Origin of the sequence: Paenibacillus pedocola, assembly GCF_031599675.1 — a bacterium.
In the GTDB taxonomy this organism is placed as follows: Bacteria; Bacillota; Bacilli; order Paenibacillales; family Paenibacillaceae; genus Paenibacillus_AQ; species Paenibacillus_AQ pedocola.
Genome location: NZ_CP134223.1, coordinates 5665418 through 5690055, shown reverse-complemented (window position 1 = coordinate 5690055; position 24638 = coordinate 5665418). Strand labels below are relative to the sequence as shown.

19 protein-coding genes are annotated in these 24638 nt (G+C 52.4%); 12 read left to right on the top strand and 7 right to left on the bottom strand.

Going from position 1 to position 24638, the window contains the following annotated elements; translation table 11 throughout:
* Positions 1-136: 136 nt before the first annotated feature.
* A complete protein-coding gene (locus tag QU597_RS25210; RefSeq protein WP_310830323.1) occupies positions 137-1177 on the bottom strand; it encodes an LLM class flavin-dependent oxidoreductase in 1041 nt (346 codons plus the stop codon).
* Between the two features lie 197 nt (positions 1178-1374).
* Here QU597_RS25210 and QU597_RS25205 point away from each other — a divergent pair, with 197 nt between their 5' ends.
* The 4 genes from QU597_RS25205 to QU597_RS25190 all read left to right on the top strand — a co-directional run bounded on the left by QU597_RS25205 (position 1375) and on the right by QU597_RS25190 (position 7301).
* Positions 1375-2640, top strand: a complete 1266-nt coding sequence (locus QU597_RS25205) for a peptidase G2 autoproteolytic cleavage domain-containing protein (RefSeq protein ID WP_310830322.1) — start codon at positions 1375-1377, stop codon at positions 2638-2640.
* Positions 2641-3198: 558 nt separating this feature from the next.
* On the top strand, positions 3199-4035 hold the full coding sequence (locus QU597_RS25200; RefSeq protein WP_310830321.1) for a stalk domain-containing protein: 837 nt from the start codon (positions 3199-3201) through the stop codon (positions 4033-4035).
* A 40-nt stretch (positions 4036-4075) separates the two neighbouring features.
* Positions 4076-5638, top strand: coding sequence for a tetratricopeptide repeat protein (locus QU597_RS25195; RefSeq protein ID WP_310830320.1), 1563 nt, complete (start codon positions 4076-4078; stop codon positions 5636-5638).
* A gap of 370 nt (positions 5639-6008) precedes the next feature.
* Complete coding sequence (locus tag QU597_RS25190; RefSeq protein ID WP_370656283.1) at positions 6009-7301, top strand: Nramp family divalent metal transporter; 1293 nt, start codon at positions 6009-6011, stop codon at positions 7299-7301.
* Between the two features lie 366 nt (positions 7302-7667).
* Here QU597_RS25190 and QU597_RS25185 read toward each other — a convergent pair whose 3' ends face one another.
* The 3 genes from QU597_RS25185 to QU597_RS25175 form a co-directional block, all read right to left on the bottom strand.
* Positions 7668-8975 carry an ABC transporter substrate-binding protein gene (locus tag QU597_RS25185; protein ID WP_310830318.1) on the bottom strand — a complete coding sequence of 436 codons (1308 nt, stop codon included), beginning with the start codon at positions 8973-8975 and terminating at the stop codon, positions 7668-7670.
* Between the two features lie 108 nt (positions 8976-9083).
* Complete coding sequence (locus QU597_RS25180) at positions 9084-9920, bottom strand: carbohydrate ABC transporter permease (RefSeq protein ID WP_310830317.1); 837 nt, start codon at positions 9918-9920, stop codon at positions 9084-9086.
* Entirely contained in the window at positions 9920-10810 is an 891-nt protein-coding gene (locus tag QU597_RS25175; RefSeq protein WP_310830316.1) for a carbohydrate ABC transporter permease, read from the bottom strand. Before QU597_RS25175 ends, QU597_RS25180 begins: the two co-directional genes overlap by 1 nt.
* A 390-nt stretch (positions 10811-11200) precedes the next feature.
* Between QU597_RS25175 and QU597_RS25170 the strand changes: the two genes are divergently transcribed.
* Positions 11201-13012 carry a sensor histidine kinase gene (locus tag QU597_RS25170; protein WP_310830315.1) on the top strand — a complete coding sequence of 604 codons (1812 nt, stop codon included), beginning with the start codon at positions 11201-11203 and terminating at the stop codon, positions 13010-13012.
* Between the two features lie 272 nt (positions 13013-13284).
* Positions 13285-14853 (top strand): response regulator, encoded by a 1569-nt coding sequence (locus QU597_RS25165; RefSeq protein ID WP_310830314.1) that lies wholly within the window; start codon positions 13285-13287, stop codon positions 14851-14853.
* Positions 14854-14881: 28 nt separating this feature from the next.
* Here the strand turns inward: QU597_RS25165 and QU597_RS25160 are convergent, their stop codons facing one another.
* A complete protein-coding gene (locus QU597_RS25160; RefSeq protein WP_310830313.1) occupies positions 14882-15997 on the bottom strand; it encodes an N-acetylmuramoyl-L-alanine amidase family protein in 1116 nt (371 codons plus the stop codon).
* A 158-nt stretch (positions 15998-16155) separates the two neighbouring features.
* On the opposite strand from QU597_RS25160, the gene QU597_RS25155 reads away from it, so the two are divergent.
* Both QU597_RS25155 and QU597_RS25150 read left to right on the top strand, forming a co-directional pair.
* Complete coding sequence (locus QU597_RS25155; RefSeq protein WP_310830312.1) at positions 16156-17160, top strand: TIR domain-containing protein; 1005 nt, start codon at positions 16156-16158, stop codon at positions 17158-17160.
* 4 nt (positions 17161-17164) lie between these two features.
* On the top strand, positions 17165-17401 hold the full coding sequence (locus tag QU597_RS25150; protein ID WP_054943502.1) for a hypothetical protein: 237 nt from the start codon (positions 17165-17167) through the stop codon (positions 17399-17401).
* On the opposite strand, the gene QU597_RS25145 is transcribed toward QU597_RS25150, so the two are convergent.
* A complete protein-coding gene (locus QU597_RS25145) occupies positions 17398-18663 on the bottom strand; it encodes an MFS transporter (RefSeq protein ID WP_310830311.1) in 1266 nt (421 codons plus the stop codon). The genes QU597_RS25150 and QU597_RS25145 overlap by 4 nt on opposite strands.
* A gap of 113 nt (positions 18664-18776) precedes the next feature.
* Here QU597_RS25145 and QU597_RS25140 point away from each other — a divergent pair, with 113 nt between their 5' ends.
* Positions 18777-19658 carry an Rgg family transcriptional regulator gene (locus tag QU597_RS25140; RefSeq protein WP_310830310.1) on the top strand — a complete coding sequence of 294 codons (882 nt, stop codon included), beginning with the start codon at positions 18777-18779 and terminating at the stop codon, positions 19656-19658.
* Positions 19659-19756: 98 nt separating this feature from the next.
* Here the strand turns inward: QU597_RS25140 and QU597_RS25135 are convergent, their stop codons facing one another.
* A complete protein-coding gene (locus QU597_RS25135) occupies positions 19757-20857 on the bottom strand; it encodes an LLM class flavin-dependent oxidoreductase (RefSeq protein ID WP_310830309.1) in 1101 nt (366 codons plus the stop codon).
* A gap of 373 nt (positions 20858-21230) precedes the next feature.
* On the opposite strand from QU597_RS25135, the gene QU597_RS25130 reads away from it, so the two are divergent.
* The 3 genes from QU597_RS25130 (at position 21231) to QU597_RS25120 (ending at position 24632) form a co-directional block, all read left to right on the top strand.
* Positions 21231-22547 (top strand): PQQ-like beta-propeller repeat protein, encoded by a 1317-nt coding sequence (locus tag QU597_RS25130; protein WP_310830308.1) that lies wholly within the window; start codon positions 21231-21233, stop codon positions 22545-22547.
* Positions 22548-22956: 409 nt separating this feature from the next.
* Complete coding sequence (locus tag QU597_RS25125; RefSeq protein ID WP_310830307.1) at positions 22957-23733, top strand: ABC transporter ATP-binding protein; 777 nt, start codon at positions 22957-22959, stop codon at positions 23731-23733.
* Between the two features lie 86 nt (positions 23734-23819).
* Entirely contained in the window at positions 23820-24632 is an 813-nt protein-coding gene (locus QU597_RS25120) for an ABC transporter permease (protein WP_310830306.1), read from the top strand.
* Positions 24633-24638 lie beyond the last annotated feature (6 nt).

Genomic DNA, 24638 nt, shown 5'->3' with positions numbered 1-24638 from the left:
GCAGCACGTTTGGGATTTTAATGCTATACAGACCGGTCGTTTCTTTGACAGCTCCAATAAAACGCCAAAAAAGAGATGTTCTATGAGCCGGATATACCGCCATTAGAGCATCTCTTTGGTTAGTAATTAATAATTCTTAGCCCCGGGCCAGCTCTTTGCGTACGATCGGAGCCACCTTGGTGCCCAGCAGCTCAATGGCGCGCAGGACCTCACGGTGCGGCATGGTGCCTACGTTGACATGCAGGAAGAAGCGGGTCACGCCGAGATTTTTATGCAGCAAAATAATTTTCTCCGCCACATATTCGGAATCGCCGACATACAGCGCGCCGCGCAGGCTGCGGGCATCGTCGTAAGTGGCACGGTTGTAAGTCTGGCCCCAGCCGCGTTCGCGCCCGATGACATTCATCTGCGCCTGGGTCGAAGGGTAGAACAAGGCAGCAGCCTGCTCTGTGGTTTCTCCGACAAAGCCGTGGGAATGGGTCGCGATCTGCAGCTTGTCGGGGTTATGTCCGGCCCGGACAGCAGCCTCCTTGTACAGCTTAACCAGCGGAGCGAACCGTTCCGGCATTCCGCCGATGATGGCGAACGCAACCGGAAGGCCAAGCGTGCCTGCGCGGATCGCCGACTCGGGATTTCCGCCTGTCGCAATCCACACCGGCAGCGGATCCTGCACAGCCCGCGGGTAGACCGGCAGGTTATCGATGGCAGGACGGTGGCCGCCGCGCCAGGTTACCTTCTCGGAGGCGCGGATCGCCAGGAGCAGCTCCAGCTTTTCTTCGAACAATTCGTTATAATCGTCCAGGCTGTAGCCGAACAGCGGGAAGGATTCAATAAAAGAACCGCGTCCCGCCATAATCTCCGCCCGGCCGTTCGAGATGCCGTCGAGGGTGGAGAATGCCTGATAGACCCGGACCGGATCATCCGAGGACAGTACCGTGACGGCACTGGTAAGCCGGATGTTCTTGGTTATCGCCGCTGCAGCAGCCAGTACTACAGCAGGCGCGCTTCCGGCGTAATCGGCGCGGTGATGCTCTCCTATTCCATATACGTCCAGCCCGACCTGGTCGGCAAGTACGATCTCCTCTACCGCTTCACGCAATCTTTCGGCATGGCTGATTACCTTGCCGGTCACCGGGTCCGGTGTAGTTTCCAAAAATGTGCTAATTCCAATCTCCATCTTCATCCGCCTCCTTCTTCATGAATCTATATTACTATATTTTTTACTGTTTCTCAACTTTAGTAAGTGAAATGAGTGGTCTTTCATTGGAGTTATAGGAGAATGCGCCAATTTGGAACACTTGGACCGGTTTGCCGTTACTGGCCATCATCTTGGGACATAGCTTATTGTATTACGGACGAAAGCGGTGATCAGGAGTGGAGAATGGGGCAGGAAATACGGCGGGTGCTGCAGCCGCTTATTCGGAAGGCTATTCTACACAAGCCAGCGGGGAGAGCGCCCATGCCGAAGGCAGCACTACGATTGCCAGCGGCAGTGCGGCACATGCTGAAGGGCATCTTACGCAGGCAACGAACGATACGGCCCATGCGGAGGGCACTTCTACAACCGCCAGTGGAGAAGCATCGCATGCCGAAGGATATTTAACCCATGCAACCGGCAATAGTACGCATGCAGAGGGAGCATTGACGCTGGCAGCCGGAGCGGAGGCTCATGCCGAAGGCAATAGCACCCAGGCTTTGGGCGATCATTCGCATGCGGAAGGGCATAGCACGACCGCAAGTGGCACAGCCGCTCATGCGGAAGGGGCAAACACGGTGGCCGGCGGCTCGTTCGCCCATGCGGAAGGTGTAAGCAGCGTCTCCAGCGGGGCTTATGCCCATGCAGAGGGCGCTAATACCACGGCCGATGGTCAGGCTTCCCACGCAGAGGGTTTTATGACTCAGGCCTTTGGGGCGAATTCCCATGCCGAAGGGGAGAACACGATGGTAATGCCGGATCATACAGGAGCGCATATTATGGGCCAGAACGGTTCCACCCGGTTTGCCTACTCCTGGCATCTGGCGAACGGGCTGACGGTGGGACCTAGCCTTAATTCTGCAGTGATCGAAGGAGCAACAGGCAATTTGTATTTGGATGGTACAGTCATTTCCCCGGCAGCGGCCGATTATGCGGAGATGTTCGAAACGGCTGACGGTATAGCGCTGGAGCCTGGATATTTCGTTACCTTTGACGGTGCCGGCGATAAGATCCGTAAGGCCACCTCCGGGGATTCTTATATTCTCGGTGTAGTGAGTGCAAGACCGGCTATCCTGGCGGATTCAAGCGATCTGCGCTGGCATAAGCTGTTCGTGACTGATGAGTGGGACCGGATTCTATATCAGGAGGTGGAGGTTCCGGAGGTCAGAGATCCGGCGGGCAACGTGCTCCGCACCGCTACAACCAAAATAGAGCCGGTCTTAAATCCCGACTGGAACGCTTCACAGGCCTATATCCCGCGTATCGAAAGAGAGGAATGGGTCGCGGTAGGCATCCTCGGCAAGCTGCTTGTCCGCGATGACGGCACCTGCCAGCCGGGAAGCTACTGTATGCCGAATAATGATGGAATTGCGACTGCCGCTCCAGCCGGATACCGTGTATTGAACAGGACGCGTGATGACCAAATCCGTATTTTTGTGAGATAACCTGAAGTATCACGCAGACCTATAGAGTGGGAAGATCTCCAGTGCTAATGATAGGAATAGGAAAATATAAGTGGTCCCAAAACGAAAACCGGGCAATCCCGGATCCTAGATCCGTGGCTGCCCGGCTTTGTGGCGTGACGTCAGGATTTCCCCTTCTTGACGGCAAGCTGTACGATCATAATGACAAGAACAAGCAGTGCAATAAGCTGATCTGTACTCATGGTCCTTTCCTCCAATCCTGCTTCAGGATGGCTCTATCGGACCGGTATCTCCTCTCCAGGAGCGGTTTGGTTTCCCTAATTCAGAATATGAGACTCTACATGCCGTTAGTACTTTACGGCGTAAATAATTAATGCCGCTTTTTCCCGCAGACAGGTTACTTCTTATGTAAGTTCAGGTTCCGCGAAACTTTTGTTGCCTTACATGAGTCTATAAGATGGGAGAGTTGCAGGAAAAAAGTGACAAATGCTCAAGGGAAGCATTGAGCCCGGCTGAACGGCAATACGTCACGCTGGAGTCCATACTTATATATTATAGATAGGAAGAAGGTATCCGCTAATGAACCATTTCGTGCACAGAGTCCGGGCTTTGCTGATCTTCATACTGGTTGCTGCAATAAGTGCAGGTACAGCATTCGCGCCCGCCAGGGCTTCCGCCGCAGAGATCAGAGGAGAGCAGCTGCTCCCGCTGTTTATTAACGACAGTTATGTACTGTTTCCGGGCAAGCTGGCTCCTTATATCAAGGACAATAAGCTGATGATGCCGATCCGGGCGTTCTCCGATGTTATCGGTGCAAGACTGACTTATAATTCCACGGAGAAGAGCTATACCTTTTCTTTTATGGGCCAATCGGTCAGCGGACTGAAAGCCGGAGTGATGAACGCCGTATTCGACAATGGTCTTGAAGCGCCGCTTGGTGTTAAGCCGGAGGTGAAGGAAGGGACGCTGTTCGTTCCGATGAGCTCGGTGCTGGAGACCTCAAAGTCCATCCGTTGGGAGAATATGGGGAACTGGATCAATAAGCTTGCCGGAGTTATCCAGGGCAGACGGGGGGTAACCTTGCCGCAGAATACGCCTGTACAACAGCAGGTTCCTTTTGTCTATACACTAGAGACGTTTAACAATTTACATCCGTTATTTCCGGTACGGTTAAACCAGACTGCGATTACAGGCGGCGGATATAAGCTGCTATTAGAAACACTGAATAACGCTCCGTTCATTTTGGGCAAAAATAGTGTAGTATTGGAATTGGTTGCAGTGGATTTCAAAGGCAGCAGCAAGGCATTGAAAGGAATAGGGCCAGAAGCCAAGACGGTAACAGCCGGGGCCTCCTCCTTTACCTTTAATGTGCCTACAGAGGCGGAATATGTTATTTTCCGTTCGCATACGAAGTAAATATGCTTCCAAGATTATTAGAGAGCAGGTTCAAACACAGATGACAACAGATGAACAACAACAACAACGCTACCGCTTCAGTGAGGCGCCGTTCTGGGAGCTGCAGCGCAGTTATTATGAGCAGCTCGGGATGCAGGCCTGGACGAATGATCAGGTGCCGCAATATATTACCAGCAACCCGATGATCGGAACTGCCTATGCGGAGATGATCCTCGGATTTCTGCAGGACCGGACTGCTGAGGGGGAACCGGAGGAGCCGGTTATCATCCTGGAGATGGGAGCGGGGGCAGGCCGCCTTGCATTCCATGTATTGCAGAAGCTAACTGAATTGATTGAATATGCGGGTATAGCCCTGCCTCCGTTCAAATATGTCATGAGCGACCTTCCGCTCAAAAATATAACCGGATGGCAGCAGCATCCCGGGCTGGTTCCTTTTGTAGAACAGGGAATCCTTGATTTTGCACAGTTTGATGCTGTGGCTGATGGAGAGTTGAAGCTTATCGGGAGCGGCACAGTAATCCGGCCCGGCGATCTGAAGCAGCCGCTGCTGGTCATCGCGAATTACTTCTTCGACAGTATTCAGCAGGAGCTGCTGTATGTGGATGAAGGCAAGATATTTGACTGCGAGGTGTCCCTGCGCTACCCGGACAATGCCGCTGACCTGACCACTTCCCAGGTGCTCAAAGAGATCGTACCGGAATACCATTACAGCCGTGCAGCCGGCTATGAAGAGCAGGCTTACCCGTATCATGAGGTAATTTCGCACTATCAGCAGAATCTGGAGGATACCCATATTCTGTTTCCGGCTGCGGCGCTGGCTTGTATGGAGCGGCTGGACAAGCTGTCCGGGGCAGGTTTTGTGCTGCTGACTGCCGATAAGGGTGATCACCGGCTGGAGAACTGGAAATTTGCCGATCCACCGAAGCTGATGCACCACGGAAGTATTTCGCTGACCGCCAATTATCACGCGATGCAGTACTATTTTGAGCAAAAGGGTGCCTTGTCGCTGTTCACCCCGCATCATTACAAGAACCTGAATGTCGGTTGTATTCTAATGCTGAAGGACCCGCAGGCCCATGTGCAGACGCGGCTGGCTTACCGGCGGTTTGTCGAGCGCTTCGGACCGGATGACTTCTTCAGCCTGAAGATGTGGGTTGACCAGAACTACGACTCGATCGGCCTGCAGGCGCTGCTGGGCTTCTGGCGTCTGGGCGGATACGATGCCGAGCTGTTCATCCAGAGTGCAGAGCGGATTTCGGCCCTGCTGCCCGATGCCAATGATGAGGAGCTGATTGATCTTCAGCTGGGCATACAGGTAATGTGGAACGGCTATTATCCGATGCCGCAGAAATATGATCTGGCCCTGGACAGCGGACTGGTGCTGTTCGAAATGGACCAGTACAAGGAAGCCCGCTGGTTCCTGGAACGTTCGCTGCAGGAGAGCGATGAGGAGCCGGTCGTAACAGTGCTCTACTGTCTGGCTATTTGCTGCTATGAGCTGCAGGACGATGCAGGTGCGCTGGATTATACGCGCCGTGCCCTCGTCCTGGAACCGGAGCATGAGGAAGCACTGGATCTGCTGGCTGCACTCAGCGAAGGCTAATCAAGGCATTACAAAGTAAGCGGAATAAACACAAACGGAGCTATAGCAGAGGCGGGAGACAGGGGTAACCCTGGATCCCGTCTTTTTGTGCGAAACCGGACTTTTATCTGTTGGCGGTTTTCCCTTCAAAAAACATCCAGACTAAACGGCTCACTCCGCGTAGCTGTTGCACATACAATTAAGAAAGCACAATAGTGATTGCCGGAGCTGGAATGGAGTTAAATGATAATAGGAATGAAAGAAAGAAATGCATGGAAATTACATTTACATTTTTCATTCGGCAGATTATAATGAATACAAAGTAAAAGTTGCATACGGGAAACTTTCGTGTAGGGAGACAACTTTTTGGGTTAGAGGAGGGTTTAACATGATGGAGCAAACAGCGGTGGAGACACCTGCAATAATAAAAACTCATAAAAATAAGACTTCGGCGCAAGCTGTACTAAACGGAGATGTCAGAGGCCTGAAACGGCTGCTTCCATTCTTAGGCCCGGCATTTATTGCTTCGGTGGCTTATCTGGATCCTGGGAATTTCGCCACGAATATTACAGCAGGCTCGAAATACGGCTACTTGCTCTTATGGGTAATCGCCGCATCGAACTTGATGGCTGTACTGATTCAAGCATTATCCGCCAAGCTGGGGATTGCTACAGGCAAGAATCTGCCAGAGGTGGCGCGGGAGAGGTTCCCGAAGGGCGCAGCGATCTTCCTGTGGATCCAAAGCGAGCTGGTCATTATCGCTACGGATTTAGCGGAGTTTATCGGGGCGGCACTCGGACTGTATCTGCTGTTCGGCATTCCGATGCTGCCTGCCGCTTTGATTACTGCAGCCGGTTCGTTCGCCATATTGGAGCTGCAGCGGCGCGGCTACCGGACGCTTGAAGCCGGGATTGCCGCTATGGTAATGGTCGTCGTCCTGGCCTTTGCGTTCCAGGTCATTATGGCGAAGCCGGATGCTGGGGCTGTTGTTGCCGGAATCTTCACTCCGGGATTCCAGGGTGTGGACAGCGTACTGCTGGCAGCAGGTATTCTTGGCGCAACCGTCATGCCGCATGCGATCTATCTCCATTCCTCGCTGACGCAGAGCCGTGTGGTCGGAGCCAACGATAAAGAGAAGAAACAGATTTTTAAATGGGAAATGATCGATATTGTGATTGCCATGGTGATTGCCGGTGCAGTAAATATGGCGATGGTGATTGTAGCTGCTGCTTTATTCTTCAAAAACGGGCTGGTGGTAGAAGATCTGGATGTCGCCTTCGAACAGTTCCGCCAGCTGGCCGGGCCGGTTACCGCAATCTCGTTTGGCCTCGGCCTCCTGATTGCCGGACTGTCTAGCTCCTCTGTGGGGACGATGGCCGGAGATGTGGTCATGCAGGGCTTCATCAATAAAAGAATCAATCTGTATCTGCGGCGGGCGATAACCATCCTTCCTCCGCTGGCGATTATCGCGTTCGGCATTAATGCAACAAGTGCTCTGGTTATGAGTCAGGTTATCCTGTCCTTCGGGATTGCTTTTGCCTTAATTCCGCTGGTGATCTTCACCAGTAACCGCCAGATTATGAACGGGCTGGTCAACCACAAGATAACCACTATTCTCGGCTGGATCATCTCGGCGCTGGTGGTGTCGCTGAACCTGTTCCTGATTTTGGAGATGTTCATCTAAGGTGGATATACTCCCACTAATATCGCATTTTACGCAGAATAAATCAGATTAGCTGGAAAAACTCCTGCTAACATTTCCGATACGGCCGATTTTCGCTCCTATAGAGAATTTTCGCTAATGGAAGTGGATTCATTCCACCTAAAGTTTCTAAAGCCGCAAAATTCATAAGATGAGGTGGACTATTTCCACTTAGATACTTCCAACCCTCATATGCTATTCACATAATCGTCGCTGAGTATTCAAGCACTGGCAGGCACGTGTAAAAGCACTAACAGCCGGTTCTCTAAGCACCAGCGGCCACAACAAAAGAACCTTCAATCCCGCTTCCCGCCGGGTTTGAAGGTTCTTTTTATATACTCAGGTGAATTATTGCTTCACAATATCCTGCACGGCTTTATCCAGCTTCTCAAGCAGCTGATCGCGGTCAACCTGTCCGCCCAGGTATTCCTGCATAGCAGCGCCGAAGCCTTGGGTCACGCCGTCAGGGAACATATCCCAGTTCCAGCCGAGGGCGGTGTCGGATTTCTCTTGTACAGCTACAGCAACCTGGCCGATGTCAGCAGCGTCTGCTGTAATGTCCGTTTCAGCCGGGATAAACTTGAATTCCTGAGTGATATATTTCTTGCCGGTTTCCGAAGTCACCAGCCAGTTCAGGAACGCTTTGGCTTCTTCCGGATGCGCGGATTTGCTGTTCACGATATAGTTGTTCGGCACACCGACGAGAATCGTACCTTCTTCATCGCTGATCGGCAGAGGGAGGAGGCCCAGGTTCAGCGCCGGATCGATTTTATCGATATCGCCCTGCGTCCAGTTACCCTGCATCATCATTGCTGCTTTACCGGAGGCGAATTCTGCAACCTGTGTAGCATAGTCGGTTGTCATTTTGTTGTCCTGGGCATTGTCGAAGATCACGTCAACCAGATCCAGCCACTGCTCGAATACGGCATTGCCTTTAATGGTCGCGGTTCCTGCTTTGACATCCTCGATGAATTTCTTCGGATCAGGCTGGTGGGCCAGACCTACGTTAACCAGGTGAATCCCCATCGACCACCACTCATTGGTAGCTTCGAACGGAGTGATGCCGGCGGCTTTGAGCTTGGCAGCAGCATCCTTCAGCTGGGACAGGGTTTTAGGCTCTTCGGTAATCCCGGCTTTGGCAAACAGGTCCTTGTTATAAATAAGACCGTATCCTTCAACGTTCATCGGCATGCCGTACAGCTTACCGTCGACTGTGGCCGGAGTTTTGGAGGTTGGAATCAGATTAGCCGCCCAAGGCTGGTCGGACAAATCCGTAGCACGATCCATATAAGGGACCAGGGCTGTATAGCCGCCGTTGTTGAAAATTTCCGGTTCAGAGCCGGAAGCAATTTCCGCCTTCAGCAAAGCGCCGTAGTCTTCACCGCCGCCATGCGTTTCCACTTCTACCTTGACGCCGGTTTCCTTCTCATATTCTTCGGCCAGCGCATTCAGCTGTTCAGCGATTTCGACCTTGAACTGGAACATTTTGATCGTCACATCTTTGGCAGGAGCTGCTGTTGCTTCAGCCGCTGCTGACTCTTTTGGCGCATTCGTGGCAGCTTCATTGCTCCCGGAATTATTATTGCCGCCGTTGCCGCAGCCTGCGATCATCATGGTGCAAGCGGTTGCGATAAGGAATGCGGATTTTCTTTTCATAGAATAACCTCCCTGGTCTCTGGTTCCTACAACTAGATCGTATAGCATCTGAGAATCGACTTACACTTAATATTTTGCTCGAAAAAGTGGATATTGTTGCAGAGCATGTTATCCTTTGACGGAGCCGGCGGTTACACCTTCCACAATATAACGCTGCAGCGACAGGAAGAACAGCAGAATGGGCAGGATCGCCATCACCAGTCCGGCCAGCGCGAGGTCCCATTTCTTGGTGTACTGACCGAAGAATTTTGTTACGGCCACAGGCAGAGTAGTCAAATCCTTATTCCCTCCGATAACCAGTACCGGCAGCAGATAGTCATTCCAGATCCACAGGGTGTTCAGAATGATGACTGTAACAATGATCGGAAGCAGGAGCGGGAAAACAATCCGGAAGAACACGCCGTACGGGTTCGAGCCGTCCACCCGGGCCGCTTCCTCCAGCTCATAAGGCACACTTTTAATGAAGCCGTGGAACAGGAAGACCGACAGCGGCATACCGAAGCCGAGATAGCAGGCCACAATCCCATACAGTTCACCGCGCAGCTCCAGAATACTGGTAACACGCACCAATTGCAGCATCAGCGACTGGAAGGGAATGATCATCGCCGACACCAGCAGCAGGAACACAAAGCTGTTGAAGCGCGACGGTCTTCTGACAATCTGGTACGCAGCCATGGAGCTGAACAGTACGATAAAGATAACGCTCAGAATCGTAATCGATAAAGAATTCCAGAACGCCTGCGGAAAATCGATCGCATCCCAGACCTTGGAGTAATTATCCCAATGAAAGATTGCCGGGATGGAAGCGGCATCGAGCAGAATTTCTTTGAGGCTTTTGACAGAGTTGCTCAGCACCAGATAGAACGGTGACAGGAAGACGAGCGCCAGAAGGATGGCGAATATCTCCAGAATGAAATTTTTCGGGCGGTATCTGCTGGTATCCATTATGCCGACACCTCTTTCCGTTTAGTGATCCATACCTGGGTGACCGTAATCAGCGATACAGCAACGAAGAACAGCAGTGCCTTGGCGGTGCCAAGTCCGTAACGGTTGTTGATCAGCGCTTCTGCGTAGATGTTATAGGCCAGCGACTGGGTGGAGGTTCCCGGTCCGCCTTTGGTCAGCGACAGGTTGAGGTCGAACATTTTAAATGCATTAGAGGTAGTCAGGAACAGGCAGATGGTGATAGCCGGCATAATCAATGGAACATAGACGCTTCGGAACAGCTGCGGGGCGCGGGCGCCGTCAATCCGGGCTGCTTCGATCAGATCCTTCGGAATTCCGGCCAGTGCAGCGATATAGATTACCATCATATAGCCGGCGGTCTGCCAGACGAACACGATGACGAGTCCCCAGAAGCCGGTGCTTGGTGTGCCCAGCCATGGCAGCTGGAAGAACGAAATGCCGGTAATCTCTCCGATGGTGGCGAAGCCTTTGGTGAAAATAAACTGCCAGATATACCCGAGCAGAATGCCGCCGATTACGTTAGGCATGAAGAAAATCGTCCGCAGCACCTTTTTGGTCTTCAGTGTCGTCATCAGCAGGAAGGCCAGCAGCAGCGCCAGTGCATTGGCGGCAACTACGGACACCACCGTGAAGCGCAGGGTGAAGAGCAGGGATTCCCAAAACTTATCATCATTCAGAAAAATCCGTTTCCAGTTGGCCGCGCCGGTCCAGACCGCTTTGTCCAGATCCAGCCCGTTCCAGTCTGTGGAGGAGTAATAGAAGCCGAGAAAAAATGGCGTGACCACAATGGTCAGGAAAAAGAGCAGGCAGGGTCCGAGGAACACAATTTGCTGGCCCCATCCCCGTTTAAGCTGCAGAGCTTTTCTCATATGGAATCTCCTTTGTCTAGTTATTCTACAGGTTCATGGCTTCATTATAGAAAGCCCCGCGTCTCTCCAACACTCAATTTGATGATCATAAAAGTGGATTATATTGCAGCAGACTAATTTCACAGCGTCAAAAATTCACAGTAGCGCCCCGCACGAAACTCGGTGTATGCTGTCGTTGCGAGATGGTGTCCACTAATATGGCAGCGTTCGTAAAAATAAGCGGATGTTCCGCAAAACTTAAGCGTATGCTTCCGAAGCGAGTTTTGCTGCAAAGATAATTCAATGAAGCGAATGTTCCACAAAACTTAAGATTATGCTTACGAAGCAAGTTTTGCTGTAAAGATTATTCCATGAAGCGGATGTTCCGCAAAACTTTTAGGAGGGGCCGTTATGTTCAGAAACAGCATCCGCACCCGGCTGATGGCGCTTGTGCTGCTGGCTTCGGTGATCCCGTCGGGGATCTCCGTCACGTTCTCATATCTCTACACCAAGCAGTCGGTGACCGAGCAGTCCGTGAAGCAGAATACGAAGCTGCTGACACTCGGGGAAGCTAATCTCAGCAGCTATTTCAGCGGGATGAACCAGCGGGCATTGTCGCTGTACAGCGGAATTAATGTGCCCAGCTCCTTTTATACGAGTCTGCTTACGGCAAAAGATCCGGGTGATCTGCCCGCAGGCACGGCTGCACCGGATACCCGGGCGATTATCTCTACCCAGATGTACAACCTGTTCCTCTCCGATCAGAACACATTTCAGATTCATCTGTATGTCAGAGCGGCGAAGCAGTCGAATCTGCTGCTTGGCGGGTTGTTCCGCCGGGAATCGGACAAATATGTGCCGCCGGCGGTTCCGGGAGGAACCTACCGGCCTTTTATAGAGGTAACCCATATGGATCACCAATACGGAATGAAGTCCCGGTTCCCGAATTTGAAATCAGGGACAGTTCCTGTCTTCTCGGCCCATTTTCCGCTCTACCGTACACCCAGCGCCGATGTGCTGGCTGATCTGTCGATCGATTACCGGCTCTCTGAATTGGAGGGGATTGCCAAATCGATGTACAATTCGGATACAGAACGCCTGTATGTGTTGAACGAACAGGGACAGGCGCTGTTTGCATCTGATCCTGACTGGATCGGGAAGCAGGTATCGGCCGGCTGGAGCCGGCTTCCCGGCAGCCGAGAGAGCGGACATTTCACCTGGGACAAAGACGGTTTCGAGGGAATTGTATTGTACCGGCATATTGACGCTCCCTTGTTCAAGGGTAATATTATCAAGCTGGTGCCTTACGAGGATTTGTACGCCGATGCAAAGGTCATTACCCGGTTCAATACTGGTATCGGCGTGCTGTTCCTGATTCTGGGCGGAATCGTCGCGGTGGTGATCTCCATCGGCTTCACAAGGCCGATCAAGAAGCTGATCTCCTTCACCCAGAAGGTGCAGATCGGCCAGCTGGATGCCCACATGGATGCCGACCGTGAGGATGAATTTGGCCTGCTGACCCGCAAAATCACCGGCATGACCCGCACGATCAACGATCTGATCGTCAAGGAATATAAGCTTGAGCTGGCCAATAAGACCAATCAGCTGAAGGCGCTGCAGGCCCAGGTTAATCCGCATTTCCTTTACAACGCTTTGCAGTCGATTGCCAGTCTGTCCTTGCGCTATAATGCGCCAAAGGTGTACGATCTCATCTATTCCCTTGGCAGCATGATGCGTTATTCGATGAATACCGAACGGACGCAGGTACCGCTGCGCGATGAGCTGGAGCATGTGCAGAATTACGTCATCCTGCAAACCGAGCGTTTCGGGGAAGACAATCTGCAGCTGGATATCGATACCGATGAGGCTGCCCTCGACATTGTCGTGCCTAAGATGATCCTGCAGCCGATCGTCGAGAATATTTTTAAGCACGGGTTCGAGGATGGAGTCCGCGGCGCGTTAATTACTATTTCCTGCACGCTTGATGAGCAGGACAGGCTGATTCTTGCCGTCAAGGATAACGGCAAGGGCATGCCCCGCGGGCGGCTGGAGGAAATCACCGCCAGTCTCGAGCATAGCGGCAAGGGCGAGTACGAAGAAATCGGCCTGTACAATGTGCTGGCCCGGCTGCGGCTGCAGCTGAGCGGCGAGACACAGCTGCTGCTGCAAAGCAGTGAGGGCCAGGGGGTTACCGTTACGCTGGTAATTCCTCTGGGCAGCTAGGTTAATATGGTGAAGCTAAACCGGTAACAAGAATAGGTGTGTTACCTGATTGTATTTTGTACAATAGATTGCTTAGCAAACGAAGGCTAATTCCATTCTGTTGTATTCTGTGCAGCCGAATCCGGGAATATGGGGCAAAAACAGCTGATGCCCAAGATTCTACTGTACTAACTACAATAGATTTAATTTTCTTGGCTGATTAAGGAGACATCTGCTGCAGAAAGTGCAATAGAAACACACTACCGATCACTTACACAAAGGAGCGGCAAACAATGAAGGTGCTGATAGTAGACGATGAGAAGCATGTGCGGGAGGCGATCCGCTATTTTGTGCCGTGGGAGAAGCATCAGATTGCCGGCATTTACGAAGCGACTAACGGGCAGGAAGCGATCGCGATTATGCAGGAGCAGCAGCCGGAGATTGTATTCACGGATATGCGCATGCCGCTGATGGATGGCGCAGAGCTGCTGGAATGGCTGCATACGCATTATCCGAATACGAAGACCATAGTCATCAGCGGCTATCAGGATTTCAACTATGTGAAGCCGGCGATTGTCTACGGGGGGACGGATTATTTGCTGAAGCCGCTCAACAGCAAGCAGCTGATCGCCGCGGCGGAGCATGCTTTTCAGCTGTGGCAGGAGGAAGAGGCGGAGCGGCAGCAGACCCTGCGCCAGAGTATGCAGCTGAATGTGCTGCGGCCGCTCTACTGGGATAAGATGCTCTCCGATCTGGTGGCAGGACAGGTGTCCTTTCAGGAGCTGAAGCATTCCCTAAGCGAAGAGCTGGGTATGCCGCTGTTTGCCGCAGAATGCAGAATAGCGGTGCTCTCTCTCCAGGGGGCAGACTGCCGGCTGCTGCAGAGATTTCACGGTGATGTGGGATTGACCTCCTTTGTGCTGGTGAATGTCTGTAATGAGGTGCTTGCATCGAAGCAGAGCGGCATCGCCTTCCGCAGCTGGCAGGCCGGTGCAGAGATTGTTGTTCTCCTCTGGTCAGCGGTTTCGGAGGCGGAAGAGTTGATGCGGGGGATCAACGGGTCGATTAAGCAGACCTATGGAGTGCTGATGGATATTGGACTCAGTTATGCTTGTGAGTTCCCCGAGGGGATACAAACGGCTTTTCACCAGGCACGGCAGGGGCTGAACGAGCGGAATCTGCTGCAGCGGGAAGGGCGGATTCACTTGTACCGGGAGATTTTCAACGAGAGTGGATCTGTAGAAGACTACGCCTTCGAAACGCAGCTGGAGAAGCTGAACATAGCAGTCCTCTCGGGTGAGCTGGACAAAATGGAGCGGGTAGTGGAGGAGTGGTCGGTTCAGCTGGCCGGTCTGCCTGTACTTACAGAGAGCCGGTTACTGCGGCTTCAGAAAGAGATTGCCGAGGCTCTGCAGCGCTGGCGGCCGGAGGCGGAGATCCATTTCGAGCTATGCTACGATCATGAGGGGTTATTCTCCGCCCGGCTTTGGCGGGATGGGATGAAGGCGCTGCTGCAGCGTTTATCACAGGAAAGCCCCCAGCCACCCGACAGCCGGCTTGTGCAGGAGATCCGGGAATATCTGGATCAGAACTATGCTAAGGACATGACGCTTCAGCATATTGCGCAGCGGTTTTTTATCAGCCGGGAGAATGTGTCCCGCAAGTTCAAGCAGATCAGCGGCGAGAACCTGTCAGATTATTTAACGGGCCTGAGAATAGATAAAGCCAAGACGCTGCTGCAGAACACCAATCTCCGGCTGTCGCAAATCTCGGAGCTGGTCGGCTATGAGGATGAGAAATATTTCAGCCGGGTATTCAAAAAAGCGACCGGACAGACGCCGCGCGAATACCGCAAGCAGTGAGCTAAGCACGGCTTGCGGTCGCAGGGGGTCACTTTTTAAAATAATCAGCCAGTCCCTCGGCAATGGCCTTGGCTGCCTTTTTCTGGTAGGCAGAAGTGCGGACAATCGCTTCGTCATAAGGATTGCTGAGAAACCCCAGCTCCACAAGTGTAGCCGGAAGGGTATTCTCCCGCAGGATATGATAATTGCCGTAAGATAAACCATTGCTCTTCAGGCCAATGCCTTGTCCAAGCCGGGTCTCAATGGCCCGGGCCAGCCGCAGGTCATCCGATTCAGAGTAGAAGAAGGTCAGTGTACCGGATACATTCTTCGGCGAGGAATTGTAATGGATGCTGACAAAGGCATCGGCGTTCAGCGTGGCGGCGATCTGGACTCTCCGGGCGAGGGTGGGCTTTTGATCAGAGGTCCGCGTCATCTGCACCCGCGCTCCTCTTGCTATCAGATAATCGCGTACATAAAAGGCCGTCTGCAAAGTAAGATCCTTCTCCATTGTGTTGTAAGTCGTGCCGAGCATGCCCGGATCGCTTCCGCCATGCCCGGGATCAATGACGATCAGTTTGCCGCTGATCCGGCCTGAAGAGCTGAAGCTTGTACTTGAGACCGAACTGGCCTTGCTGCTCCCGGTTGAGGCGCTTCCGCTGGCAATATACTGCGCTGATACCCAGCCGACCTCCCCGCCGGTTGTCCGGATCCGGGCCCAGCCGTCCTCGCGCTGCAGAACGGTTACGGTATCCTGGGCCTTAAGGGAGCCTACCACCTGGTAGCCGATTCCCGGACCTCCCCTGATCCGCAGGGAATCTGCGGTTACAGTTGCAGAACTGCTGCCGGAGGTTGTCTTGGCAGAAGACAAGGAGGCCGCCGCGGTTCCTGTAGTCTTTTTAAGATAATAACCTGCCACCCAGCCGCTTACGGATCCGGAGCGTATCTCCATCCAGCCATGCTGCTCATCGGTAACTGTTACTGTGGTGCCGCTCTTCAAAGATCCGACAACTGAAGCACCGGCGGCCGGCTCACTGCGGACGATAAGAGAACTGGTATAGACCTTCGCCGTATAAGACGCCATTGCGTCCACACGGGTGCTTTGGAGCAAGCCTCCAATCAGGAGGCCGGCTGCCAGTACTGCAATATGTATTCTTTTGTTCATAAGAAGCCTCGTTTCAGGGTGGTATAAAATCCTATTACCCGTTTCATCGGCAGAAGAACAGGATTTTATTAAAATCTAAGGAAATGGGGCTCTGTTCCCAGATAGAAAAGGGCTGTATAATTATTACAGCATGGGGAAACTGACAAAGGAGCGCCGCCGTGACCAGACCAAAACTATTCATTGGATCTTCCAGAGAATCTATCCGTTACGCCAGGGCGATACATGAGCAGCTGAAGCGGGAGGCCCAGGTGAATCCATGGTATGCCAATGCCTTCCGAGCGAATGAATATACAATGGAAGCACTCGAACGGAACCTGGATGAGAGCGATTTTGCCGTCTTCGTGTTCTCTCCGGACGATGTAGCCAGAATCCGCGGCAAATATTATTATGTGACCCGTGATAATACACAGTTTGAAATGGGCCTGTTCTGGGCGAGGCTGCGGCGCAGCCGTGTCTTCTGCCTGCTGCCGGATCGGGTGCCGGTCCGCAAAGATTTAATTCCGGGAGAGAACATCGAGGAATATCATCTGTTGTCGGATTTATCCGGCCTCACTCCGCTGGAATATGAATGGCAGCATGAGAATCCGGTGGCGGCCGTAGATGTAAGCTGCGGCAAGATCATTGACAGCATTCAGGAGCAGGGGGGCTACCGTGATCCGCAGAAGGAGCTGGAGCAGTTAAAGCATGAGCTTAGGCGAAAAGAAAGTATCCTTCACTTCTTTTGGCAATATAATAGTAATGTGGCTGCCCCTGAAGGAGAACTGCAATATCAGGCGCTCAGTGAAGCGGTCCGCAATTCTTTTCTGCCGCCGAAGCATTGCCGGGTGATGGGCGCCGCCATGTGGCAGGCCCGTGAGGGAGAGGGACTGATGCAAGTCGGCGGGAATGTGGGCCGGGGACATGTCTACCCGTTGTCGCTGTATGAAGCGGAACAGGGGAAACGTCCGGGTGTGCTGGATGCTTTTATGAGCAAGGAATGGACCTTTTTTCAGCGTACGGAAGTTGCGGAGGTCTATATCCTATGCTATCCTTTAGGTGAAAAGCATGTCCTTTCTGTACATTTTTCCGGAAGCGACGGATTGTCCGCGGATGATCTTACCGAGGTTGTGTCGTATAACCGGGATTTGTTCCGTACCGTCAATCATTTAGTGGGAGGGGACTGACACGATGAAGAACATGAAGAATGCAGTCAGTTTATCCAGTGCTGTCCGCCGAACCGCAAACGGCAGCGGCAGTGAAGGCGGCAAAGGCCGCACGAAGCGGAAAGCGGGGACCGGAAGGCCCACCAAGCTGTCGCCTTCGTCCATCAACGTATACATTGCGCCTTCTCTGGAAGGCGGAGACGACGAATACAAGAAGCTCGTCAGCGGGAAGGTCGATAATAACAAACCTTCGTTTGCCTAACGGATATAGGGGTCCCCAGTCATTGCTGGGGGCCTTTTTTTATCGCTGGGGAGACGGGGAGCAGCAAGCCTGTCTTTTATTCTGGCCGCCCGGATCAGAAGGGCTCCTGTCAGGGTTATACCGCTGAGGAGTCCGAACACGGGCCAGGCAGCCTGGAAGCCGAACATCCCCAGCAGACCGCCTCCCGCGATAGGGCCGCTAATGGTCCCCAGCTTCACGATTTCCGCGCAGCCGAAATATAACCCTTTATTGTCTGCGGAGGATAGTTCATCCACCAGGGCATCGAACCGCGCGCCGATCAGCAGCTCTCCGAGACTGAACACTGTAATGAATAACAGCAGCGGAGGGTAGGCGGCCGGGAAGAGAAAGAACAGAAAACTCAGGCCGAGCAGCAGATTGCTGAGCAGAACCACAGTAAACGGATTCCATGTAGAGATCCGGCGGAGCACGGCAAACTGGGTGGTGAGAATAACAACGGCATTGACCGACAACAGGATGGAGTATAACCGGGTGCCGTCTGCCAAGGTGCCAGTGTTCGATAGAAACTGGGAGACAGTTCCGTTCAGCTGCGAATAGCCAAAGTAGGAAAAGCTCATCCCCGCAAGCAGCAGCAGATATACATGATCTTTGCGGATCGCCCAGAGGGCCGGGAGACTAGGAGGGGATTTTGACTGAGTATTCTCCTTGTTAGCAGAAGTTTTGCGGAAGAAGAACATCGTTGAAGCCCCGTATAGAATATACATGATACCTAGGATGACATAAGGGAACAGGGTCATTTTCATATTGAACAGCAGGCTGAGCAGAGGACCGGCAAAGCAGCCCAGGTTAATCGCCGTGTATCTCAGGTTGAATACGAGCAGCCGGTGCTCCGGGAGAGACTCTGTGGACAGTACCTTTTTGCTTGCCGGTTCAAAGAGTGAATAGCACAGGCCGTTCAGCGCGTTCAGCAGCAGAAAGACCAGGAAGCTGTCGGCAAAATAGAACAGAATAAACACGGTCCCCCAGATAAGCGGAGTATACAGGATGATTTTGTGGAGCGGAAGTTTATCGGCAAGCGCACCGCCAAGCCAGCTGAAGGCTACACCCGCCAGCGGATTGACCGCGAGGATGAGGCTGGTAAGCAGGAGCGGGATGTGCTTTTGACCGGTCAGAAAGATCGATAAATAAGGAACACTCATGAACAGGGCGGTTCTCGTAAAAAAAGTGCCGGCCAGGATATTCCAGACCTTTCGGTTAAGCTGAGGTGCTATACGCAGATTCATTGCCGTCTACCCCCGGAATTTGTCATTTTCTTTGTGCCGAGTGTAGCATACAATAAAAAACAGGCTTACAAATTGTGCCATATACTCACACGGGCAAACGGGGTGGACAAGTCATGATTCTGGGTAAAACGATAGGGCAGATCCGCAGATCGAAAGGAATAAACCAGTCGCTTCTGGCTGGAGGCATCATGAGCCGCTCCAACCTCTCACGCTTTGAAGGCGTGAAGTATTATCCCGGCTACGACAAGCTGATCCTGCTTCTGGACAAGCTCGAAATGTCGTTTGAGGAGCTGCTTTTCCTGCATCAGGACAATGCTCCGCAGGTGAAGCGGATGCTGCATCTCGAGCTTACAGAAGCGGGAAACCGCTACGACTTCAGCAAGGTCAAGGCGATCAGCCGGGAGTGCCGGTCAATGTATGAATCCACACGGACCGAGGCCTATTACCATTTATATCTGCTCGGCCAGGGGGTGTTGATTCAGCATCATTATCCGGATGAAATTACAGCGCTGAATGAGATTGCAGCGTATATCAAGCCGTATTTGCTTGGTGTGGATAAATGGTATCTGTACGAGTTCAAGCTGCTCAACAATTTTTTGTTCACACTAAGCAGCAGTGATGCCATTTTTTTTGGCCTCAGAGGCGCGAAAGAATTTGACAGATACCATTCCTTTCCCGAGAGCAGAACAGTCCAGCAGCATCTCCTGCAGAACATCTCGATCATTTGCCTGAACGAGCATAACTATGAACAGAGCCTGCTGTTTCTCGAAAAAGCGCTGCCGTTAGCGGATAAAACCCATCTGCTGTACGATAAAATTGTGACGTTAATTTATTACGAGCTGACGTTGCTCTGCCTGAAGCAGAAAGACAGCGCGGCTGAGTTAAAGGGGTACTTAAATATTCTCAGACAGCTTGATTTTGAAGACAGCTATCAGGCTTTGCTCAAGGTCTGCCGCAGGCATCTAACTGAAGGGGTATATGCGTTAGCAGACTAACAGTCCGGTTGCAGCAAAAACGGCTGTGCCGTCCCAAGCGGGATAGCACAGCCGTTTTTTGGTGTGGTTTAGTACAGGCGCAGAGCCTGACTGAGTGATTAGGCCTGCGAAGTGCCTGCGCTAGTCTTCTTGGCGATTTCCCGGCGCACAACCGGAGCAACCTCCGTAGCAAGCAGTTCAATTGCGGTAGCCACCTTGCTGTAAGGCAGTCCGCCGATATCGAGCTGAGTCATAAAACGGTTATGGCCGAACAGCTCATGCTGGTATAGAATTTTTTCGATGATCTGCTGGGGGCTGCCGACAGCCAGCGTATTGACCGGGGAGACGAAGCGGCCAAAATCACTGCGTGAAACCCGGTATTCCTGCCCGGGATGCGGGCTGATGGCGTTACGGTAGCTGTAATAGTAAGGATAGTATTCATCGAGCGCCTGCTGTGAGGTCTTCGCAATGTAGCCGTGGCTCGTAATGGCGATCTTCAGGTCCTCTGCGGAATGCCCGGCTGCGGCGCCGCTGCGGCGGTAGGTTACGGCCAGATTCTGGAACGGTTCAGGGCTGCCGCTTAGAATAGCAATAGCCATGCCGATTCCGAGCCGACCGGCCTGCTCGGCGCTTTCGGGTGAACCGCCGATGCCCACCCAGAGAGGTAGCTTCGGCTGCAGCGGACGCGGAGCAATCTCAGCGTTGATCAGCGGTGAGCGGAAGGTTCCCTTCCAGTTCATCACCTCATGCTGATTCAGCTCCAGCAGCAGTTCAAGATTCTCAGCGAACAGCTTCTTGTAGTCTTCCAGCTCGTATCCGAACAGCGGGAAGGATTCCAGAAAAGCACCGCGTCCGTTTATAATCTCCGCCCGTCCGCCCGACAGCAGATCCAGTGTGGCGAAGTCCTCGAATATCCGTACGGGATCGGAAGTACTAAGCACCGTAGTTGCACTGGTCAGCTTAATCCGCTTGGTCACCTGGGCAATTGCAGCGAGCACAACCGGCATGGAAGAGATGACAAAATCAAGCCGGTGATGCTCACCCACGCCAAATACATCAAGTCCGGCCTCATCCGCGAGCTTAGCTGCAGCAATGACCTCCTGAAGCCGCTGCTGCGGGCTGATCAGCTGGCCTGTATGACAGTCGGTCACCATGTCCCCCAGTGTATAAATGCCGAATTCAAATTCAGGCTGTTTATCATTATTTACGTTGTTAGTCATAAGTACAGACCCCTTATTCATCAGAATGTTGGTTATCTATATAGATTTTCACATTTTCAAGTTCAATCTATTTAGAGTGCTGGTGCTTGTCCGCAGTAAGTAGGATTCGGATTAGTATAACATAATGACTTACAAAATGTAAGTATGTGAGTAAATGTTTTAGCCTGTAAGCGGATTAACGGTATTATCCTGACGGATTGGCGCATAGGCTCTCTCTTTTTGCTGTCTCTTATAGTGTATTGATTTTTGCACTATTCATCCAGCAAAATCCGATACGCATGGAAAATTATTGAATATGCTGCGAATCAGGGTATATACTCGTTGTGGCTTCTAAGGATGGACAAGGAAATTAATTCCGGGAGGGATTCATCAAATGGGGAGAATAAATATCAAAAACGGGGCCTTCGCTGCCGTGATCGGATTAAGTCTGCTGGCTGCTGCCGGTACGGCTCAATCTGCGGCATCTGAACCGCGTACTTCTTACGTGGCCAATAATTTCGGGAGTGATGCTCCTGCAGCTCCTGCAGCTAAAATCTTATGGTCCAGTACGATGGATCTGCAGGGTGATGAATCAGCGATGAGCCGGGGATCTGCTGTGGCCGGAGGCGGCAAAGTCTACATCATTCAGCAGGGCCAGCTGCTCGCACTGAATGCCCAGAACGGCAAAAGAGTCTGGAAATATGGGGCGAAGCTGACAGCACCGCTGTTGTATCAGGATGGCCTGATCTACGCAAGCTCACAGGCAGGAACTATATATGCCATCAATGCAGCAACAGGCAAAAACATTTGGAGCTCTTCCGTACCGAGTAAAGCTCCGTACCAGCTCCTGATCGACCAGAACCAGCTTTTTGCTGTTAACGGTGATATTCAGGTCTATAATCTGAAAGACGGCAAACTGCAATGGAAGGATAATTATAGTGAGAAGCTGTATTTGCCTGTACAGGTTCAAGGCGATCTGATATTCGCTGAGGACTCAGTATCCGGGGCGTATTCATACGAGCTGCTGCACGCCTTTGACCGGAAGACAGGCAAACAGCTGTGGGAAGCAGATAATCACGCTCTGCCCATTGATGCTGGCAGCGGAACCCTCCGTTCTCAGCGGACAGCCAACCTCATAGAACTGGTGCCCCTGACCACGGTAGATACACTGGATGCCAAGACCGGCAAGGTGCTGAAATCGGTAGAGTACAACCCCGGAAATATGAATCCGGATGAGGCACTGAGCAGCGGCGGACGAGCTTGGATCAGCGGCAATCAGCTGTACATCAATAATGGAAACACCGTTTACTGTTATCCGGCAGATGCGGATCCGGCCAAGACGGCCAAGATTACCTATTCGGCTGCAGGCGGCGGAAGCTCCCTAAGGTATGCCGCTGGCCCTTATGACGGAAGAGTGCTGTTCAGCGACGGTGAAGTAGTATATGGCGTCAAGACAACCAACAGGTATGGGGTATCGTATTACGGAGGCACCCCGATTGCCCGCTTTGACCTGCTCGGTCACGGTATGTATATCGCCCGTGCAGACGGTCAGCTGGTGGCGGTGAATCTGCTTACAGGAGCACAGGTGCTGCAGCTCAAAACGTCCGGTAGAGTCTTCGGGCCAACGCTGCTGGAGGACGGGATGATTATCGTACAGAGTAAGGGAAAGGTTACAGCATTTAAAGAGCCGGCGGTTCTCAAAATGGATTAGTTTACCAGATTAATTATTTGGCATTAAATTGTGTCTTTTTGTTGACAGACTTGCAGATAGATGATATTTTAAATTCACAAATTCAAATTGATTTACTATGAATTACATCGGCCGACTGTTCAGACAGAGGTGCCCGTGCTATCAAGCACGAGGTCCCTCTGTTTTTTTTTACAATAAAAATATTAGCTGAACTATGGGGCTGCCAAATGGCTGAAGTGGCGGAGGTGAAGTTTGGAACTGTAGGAGCGGTAGCGTCCGCCTTTATGTTTGGATTTCAACCGTGAATAACGGTTTATTCAAGAAATCCAAACATAACAGCGGCCGGAAGTCCAAACATTCACTGCAGTCACGTTCAGAGCCGGTTGGATAATTCTATAGGTCAGCCCACACAGCCGAAGGAGGAGCAAGTATGGGAGAGGTAATGCTGTCCATTACACAGCTGAACAAAAGCTTTGACACCGCCGGAGGCCAGGTAAAGGCTCTGCATGAGGTGGATCTGGAGGTGCAGGAGGGAGAATTCATCACGGTGATTGGCCCGAGCGGCTGCGGTAAAAGCACGCTGCTGCGCATAGTGGCCGGTCTGGACACCGGCTATTCCGGCCGTGTGACGCTGGAAGGTGCGAATATCGCCGGACCCGGGATCGACAAAGGATTTATTTTTCAGGAGCACCGCCTCTTCCCCTGGCTGACGGTAGAGAAGAACATCGCCTCGGATCTTCCGCTTAACCGGCCGGATATCCGGCAGAAGGTGGATGAGCTGATTGAGCTGGTGAAGCTGAACGGCTTCGAGAAATCCTATCCGCGCGAGCTGTCAGGTGGAATGGCCCAGCGGGTAGCGATTGCCCGGGCGCTGCTGCGTAATCCCAAAATCCTGCTGCTCGATGAGCCATTTGGTGCACTGGATGCATTCACCAGAGCCCACATGCAGACCGTACTGCTGGACATTTGGCGGAGGAATAAGACGACGATGATTTTTGTTACGCATGATATTGATGAGGCCGTGTTTCTGGGTAACCGGGTAGTCATTCTGGAGCCGAGACCGGGCAAAATCCGGAAGATAGTGCCGGTAGATCTGCCGTACCCGCGTAAAAAGACGACGAATTCTTTTCAGGAGCTGCGCCTTAGGGTACTGAATTATTTTGAAAAGGTGGATGAGCTGGAATTGACCGACGGGGCGGGGATTTAGATACCTGCTGGGGACCTTCTTCGCCATATATCCGACTTAGTCTATGTGAATTGTAAAATATCATCAAATTCAAAGGGGGAGCTTATATGAGCAACCGGGCTGTGGCGCTCAGTACTGCCGAAAGACCGGGAAAACCCGGAAAAGCAGCCATTGCCGGACTTGGACTGCTGCTGCCGGGAAGCCTGCTGATCCTGTGGCAGCTGCTTGGCCATTACGGAATCATCTCGGAAATGCTGTTCCCGACACCGTATACCATTGCCCAGTCCTTTATCACGCTGGCAAGGGACGGGGATTTGTGGAGCAATCTCAGAGTCAGTGTAGCACGGGCTTTATCCGGATTTCTGCTCGGCGGCGGGCTGGGCCTGCTGTTCGGCATCCTGGTCGGACTGTTCAAGCGGTCGGAGCGGCTGCTGGACCCCTCGCTGCAGATGATCCGGATGATTCCCAGCCTGGCGGTGGTGCCGCTGTTCATCCTGTGGTTCGGGATCGGCGAGGAATCCAAAGTGCTGCTGATCGCCAAAGGCGCTTTTTTTCCGGTATACATCAATACCTTTATGGGTATCCGCGGTACCGACAACAAGCTGTTTGAAGTATCCAGAGTGCTTGGCTTCAGCCGGGTGCAGCAGATTCTCCGGCTGGTGCTGCCGGCTGCGGTTCCGAACATTATGCTCGGCCTGCGTTTGTCGCTCGGACTATCCTGGCTGGGGCTGGTAGTGGCGGAGCTCATTGCTTCCACCTCTGGCATCGGCTATATGATGTCGGACGCCCGCCAGTTTGCTGATACGCCTGTGGTTTTTGTCGGAATTATCATTTTTGCCGTAGCCGGACTGCTGAGCGATACCGTTGTCCGTCTGATCGAACGGCGGCTGCTGAGATGGCAGGACAGCTATCAAGGATAGGAGGGA

Bases quoted from the DNA above. Each gene is read 5' to 3' on its own strand.
- QU597_RS25210 (WP_310830323.1), bottom strand. From the start codon at position 1,177: ATGGAGATTGGAATTAGCACATTTTTGGAAACTACACCGGACCCGGTG.
- QU597_RS25200 (WP_310830321.1), top strand. From the start codon at position 3,199: ATGAACCATTTCGTGCACAGAGTCCGGGCTTTGCTGATCTTCATACTG.
- QU597_RS25195 (WP_310830320.1), top strand. From the start codon at position 4,076: ATGACAACAGATGAACAACAACAACAACGCTACCGCTTCAGTGAGGCG.
- QU597_RS25190 (WP_370656283.1), top strand. From the start codon at position 6,009: ATGGAGCAAACAGCGGTGGAGACACCTGCAATAATAAAAACTCATAAA.
- QU597_RS25185 (WP_310830318.1), bottom strand. From the start codon at position 8,975: ATGAAAAGAAAATCCGCATTCCTTATCGCAACCGCTTGCACCATGATG.
- QU597_RS25180 (WP_310830317.1), bottom strand. From the start codon at position 9,920: ATGGATACCAGCAGATACCGCCCGAAAAATTTCATTCTGGAGATATTC.
- QU597_RS25175 (WP_310830316.1), bottom strand. From the start codon at position 10,810: ATGAGAAAAGCTCTGCAGCTTAAACGGGGATGGGGCCAGCAAATTGTG.
- QU597_RS25170 (WP_310830315.1), top strand. From the start codon at position 11,201: ATGTTCAGAAACAGCATCCGCACCCGGCTGATGGCGCTTGTGCTGCTG.
- QU597_RS25165 (WP_310830314.1), top strand. From the start codon at position 13,285: ATGAAGGTGCTGATAGTAGACGATGAGAAGCATGTGCGGGAGGCGATC.
- QU597_RS25160 (WP_310830313.1), bottom strand. From the start codon at position 15,997: ATGAACAAAAGAATACATATTGCAGTACTGGCAGCCGGCCTCCTGATT.
- QU597_RS25150 (WP_054943502.1), top strand. From the start codon at position 17,165: ATGAAGAACATGAAGAATGCAGTCAGTTTATCCAGTGCTGTCCGCCGA.
- QU597_RS25145 (WP_310830311.1), bottom strand. From the start codon at position 18,663: ATGAATCTGCGTATAGCACCTCAGCTTAACCGAAAGGTCTGGAATATC.
- QU597_RS25140 (WP_310830310.1), top strand. From the start codon at position 18,777: ATGATTCTGGGTAAAACGATAGGGCAGATCCGCAGATCGAAAGGAATA.
- QU597_RS25135 (WP_310830309.1), bottom strand. From the start codon at position 20,857: ATGACTAACAACGTAAATAATGATAAACAGCCTGAATTTGAATTCGGC.
- QU597_RS25130 (WP_310830308.1), top strand. From the start codon at position 21,231: ATGGGGAGAATAAATATCAAAAACGGGGCCTTCGCTGCCGTGATCGGA.
- QU597_RS25125 (WP_310830307.1), top strand. From the start codon at position 22,957: ATGGGAGAGGTAATGCTGTCCATTACACAGCTGAACAAAAGCTTTGAC.
- QU597_RS25120 (WP_310830306.1), top strand. From the start codon at position 23,820: ATGAGCAACCGGGCTGTGGCGCTCAGTACTGCCGAAAGACCGGGAAAA.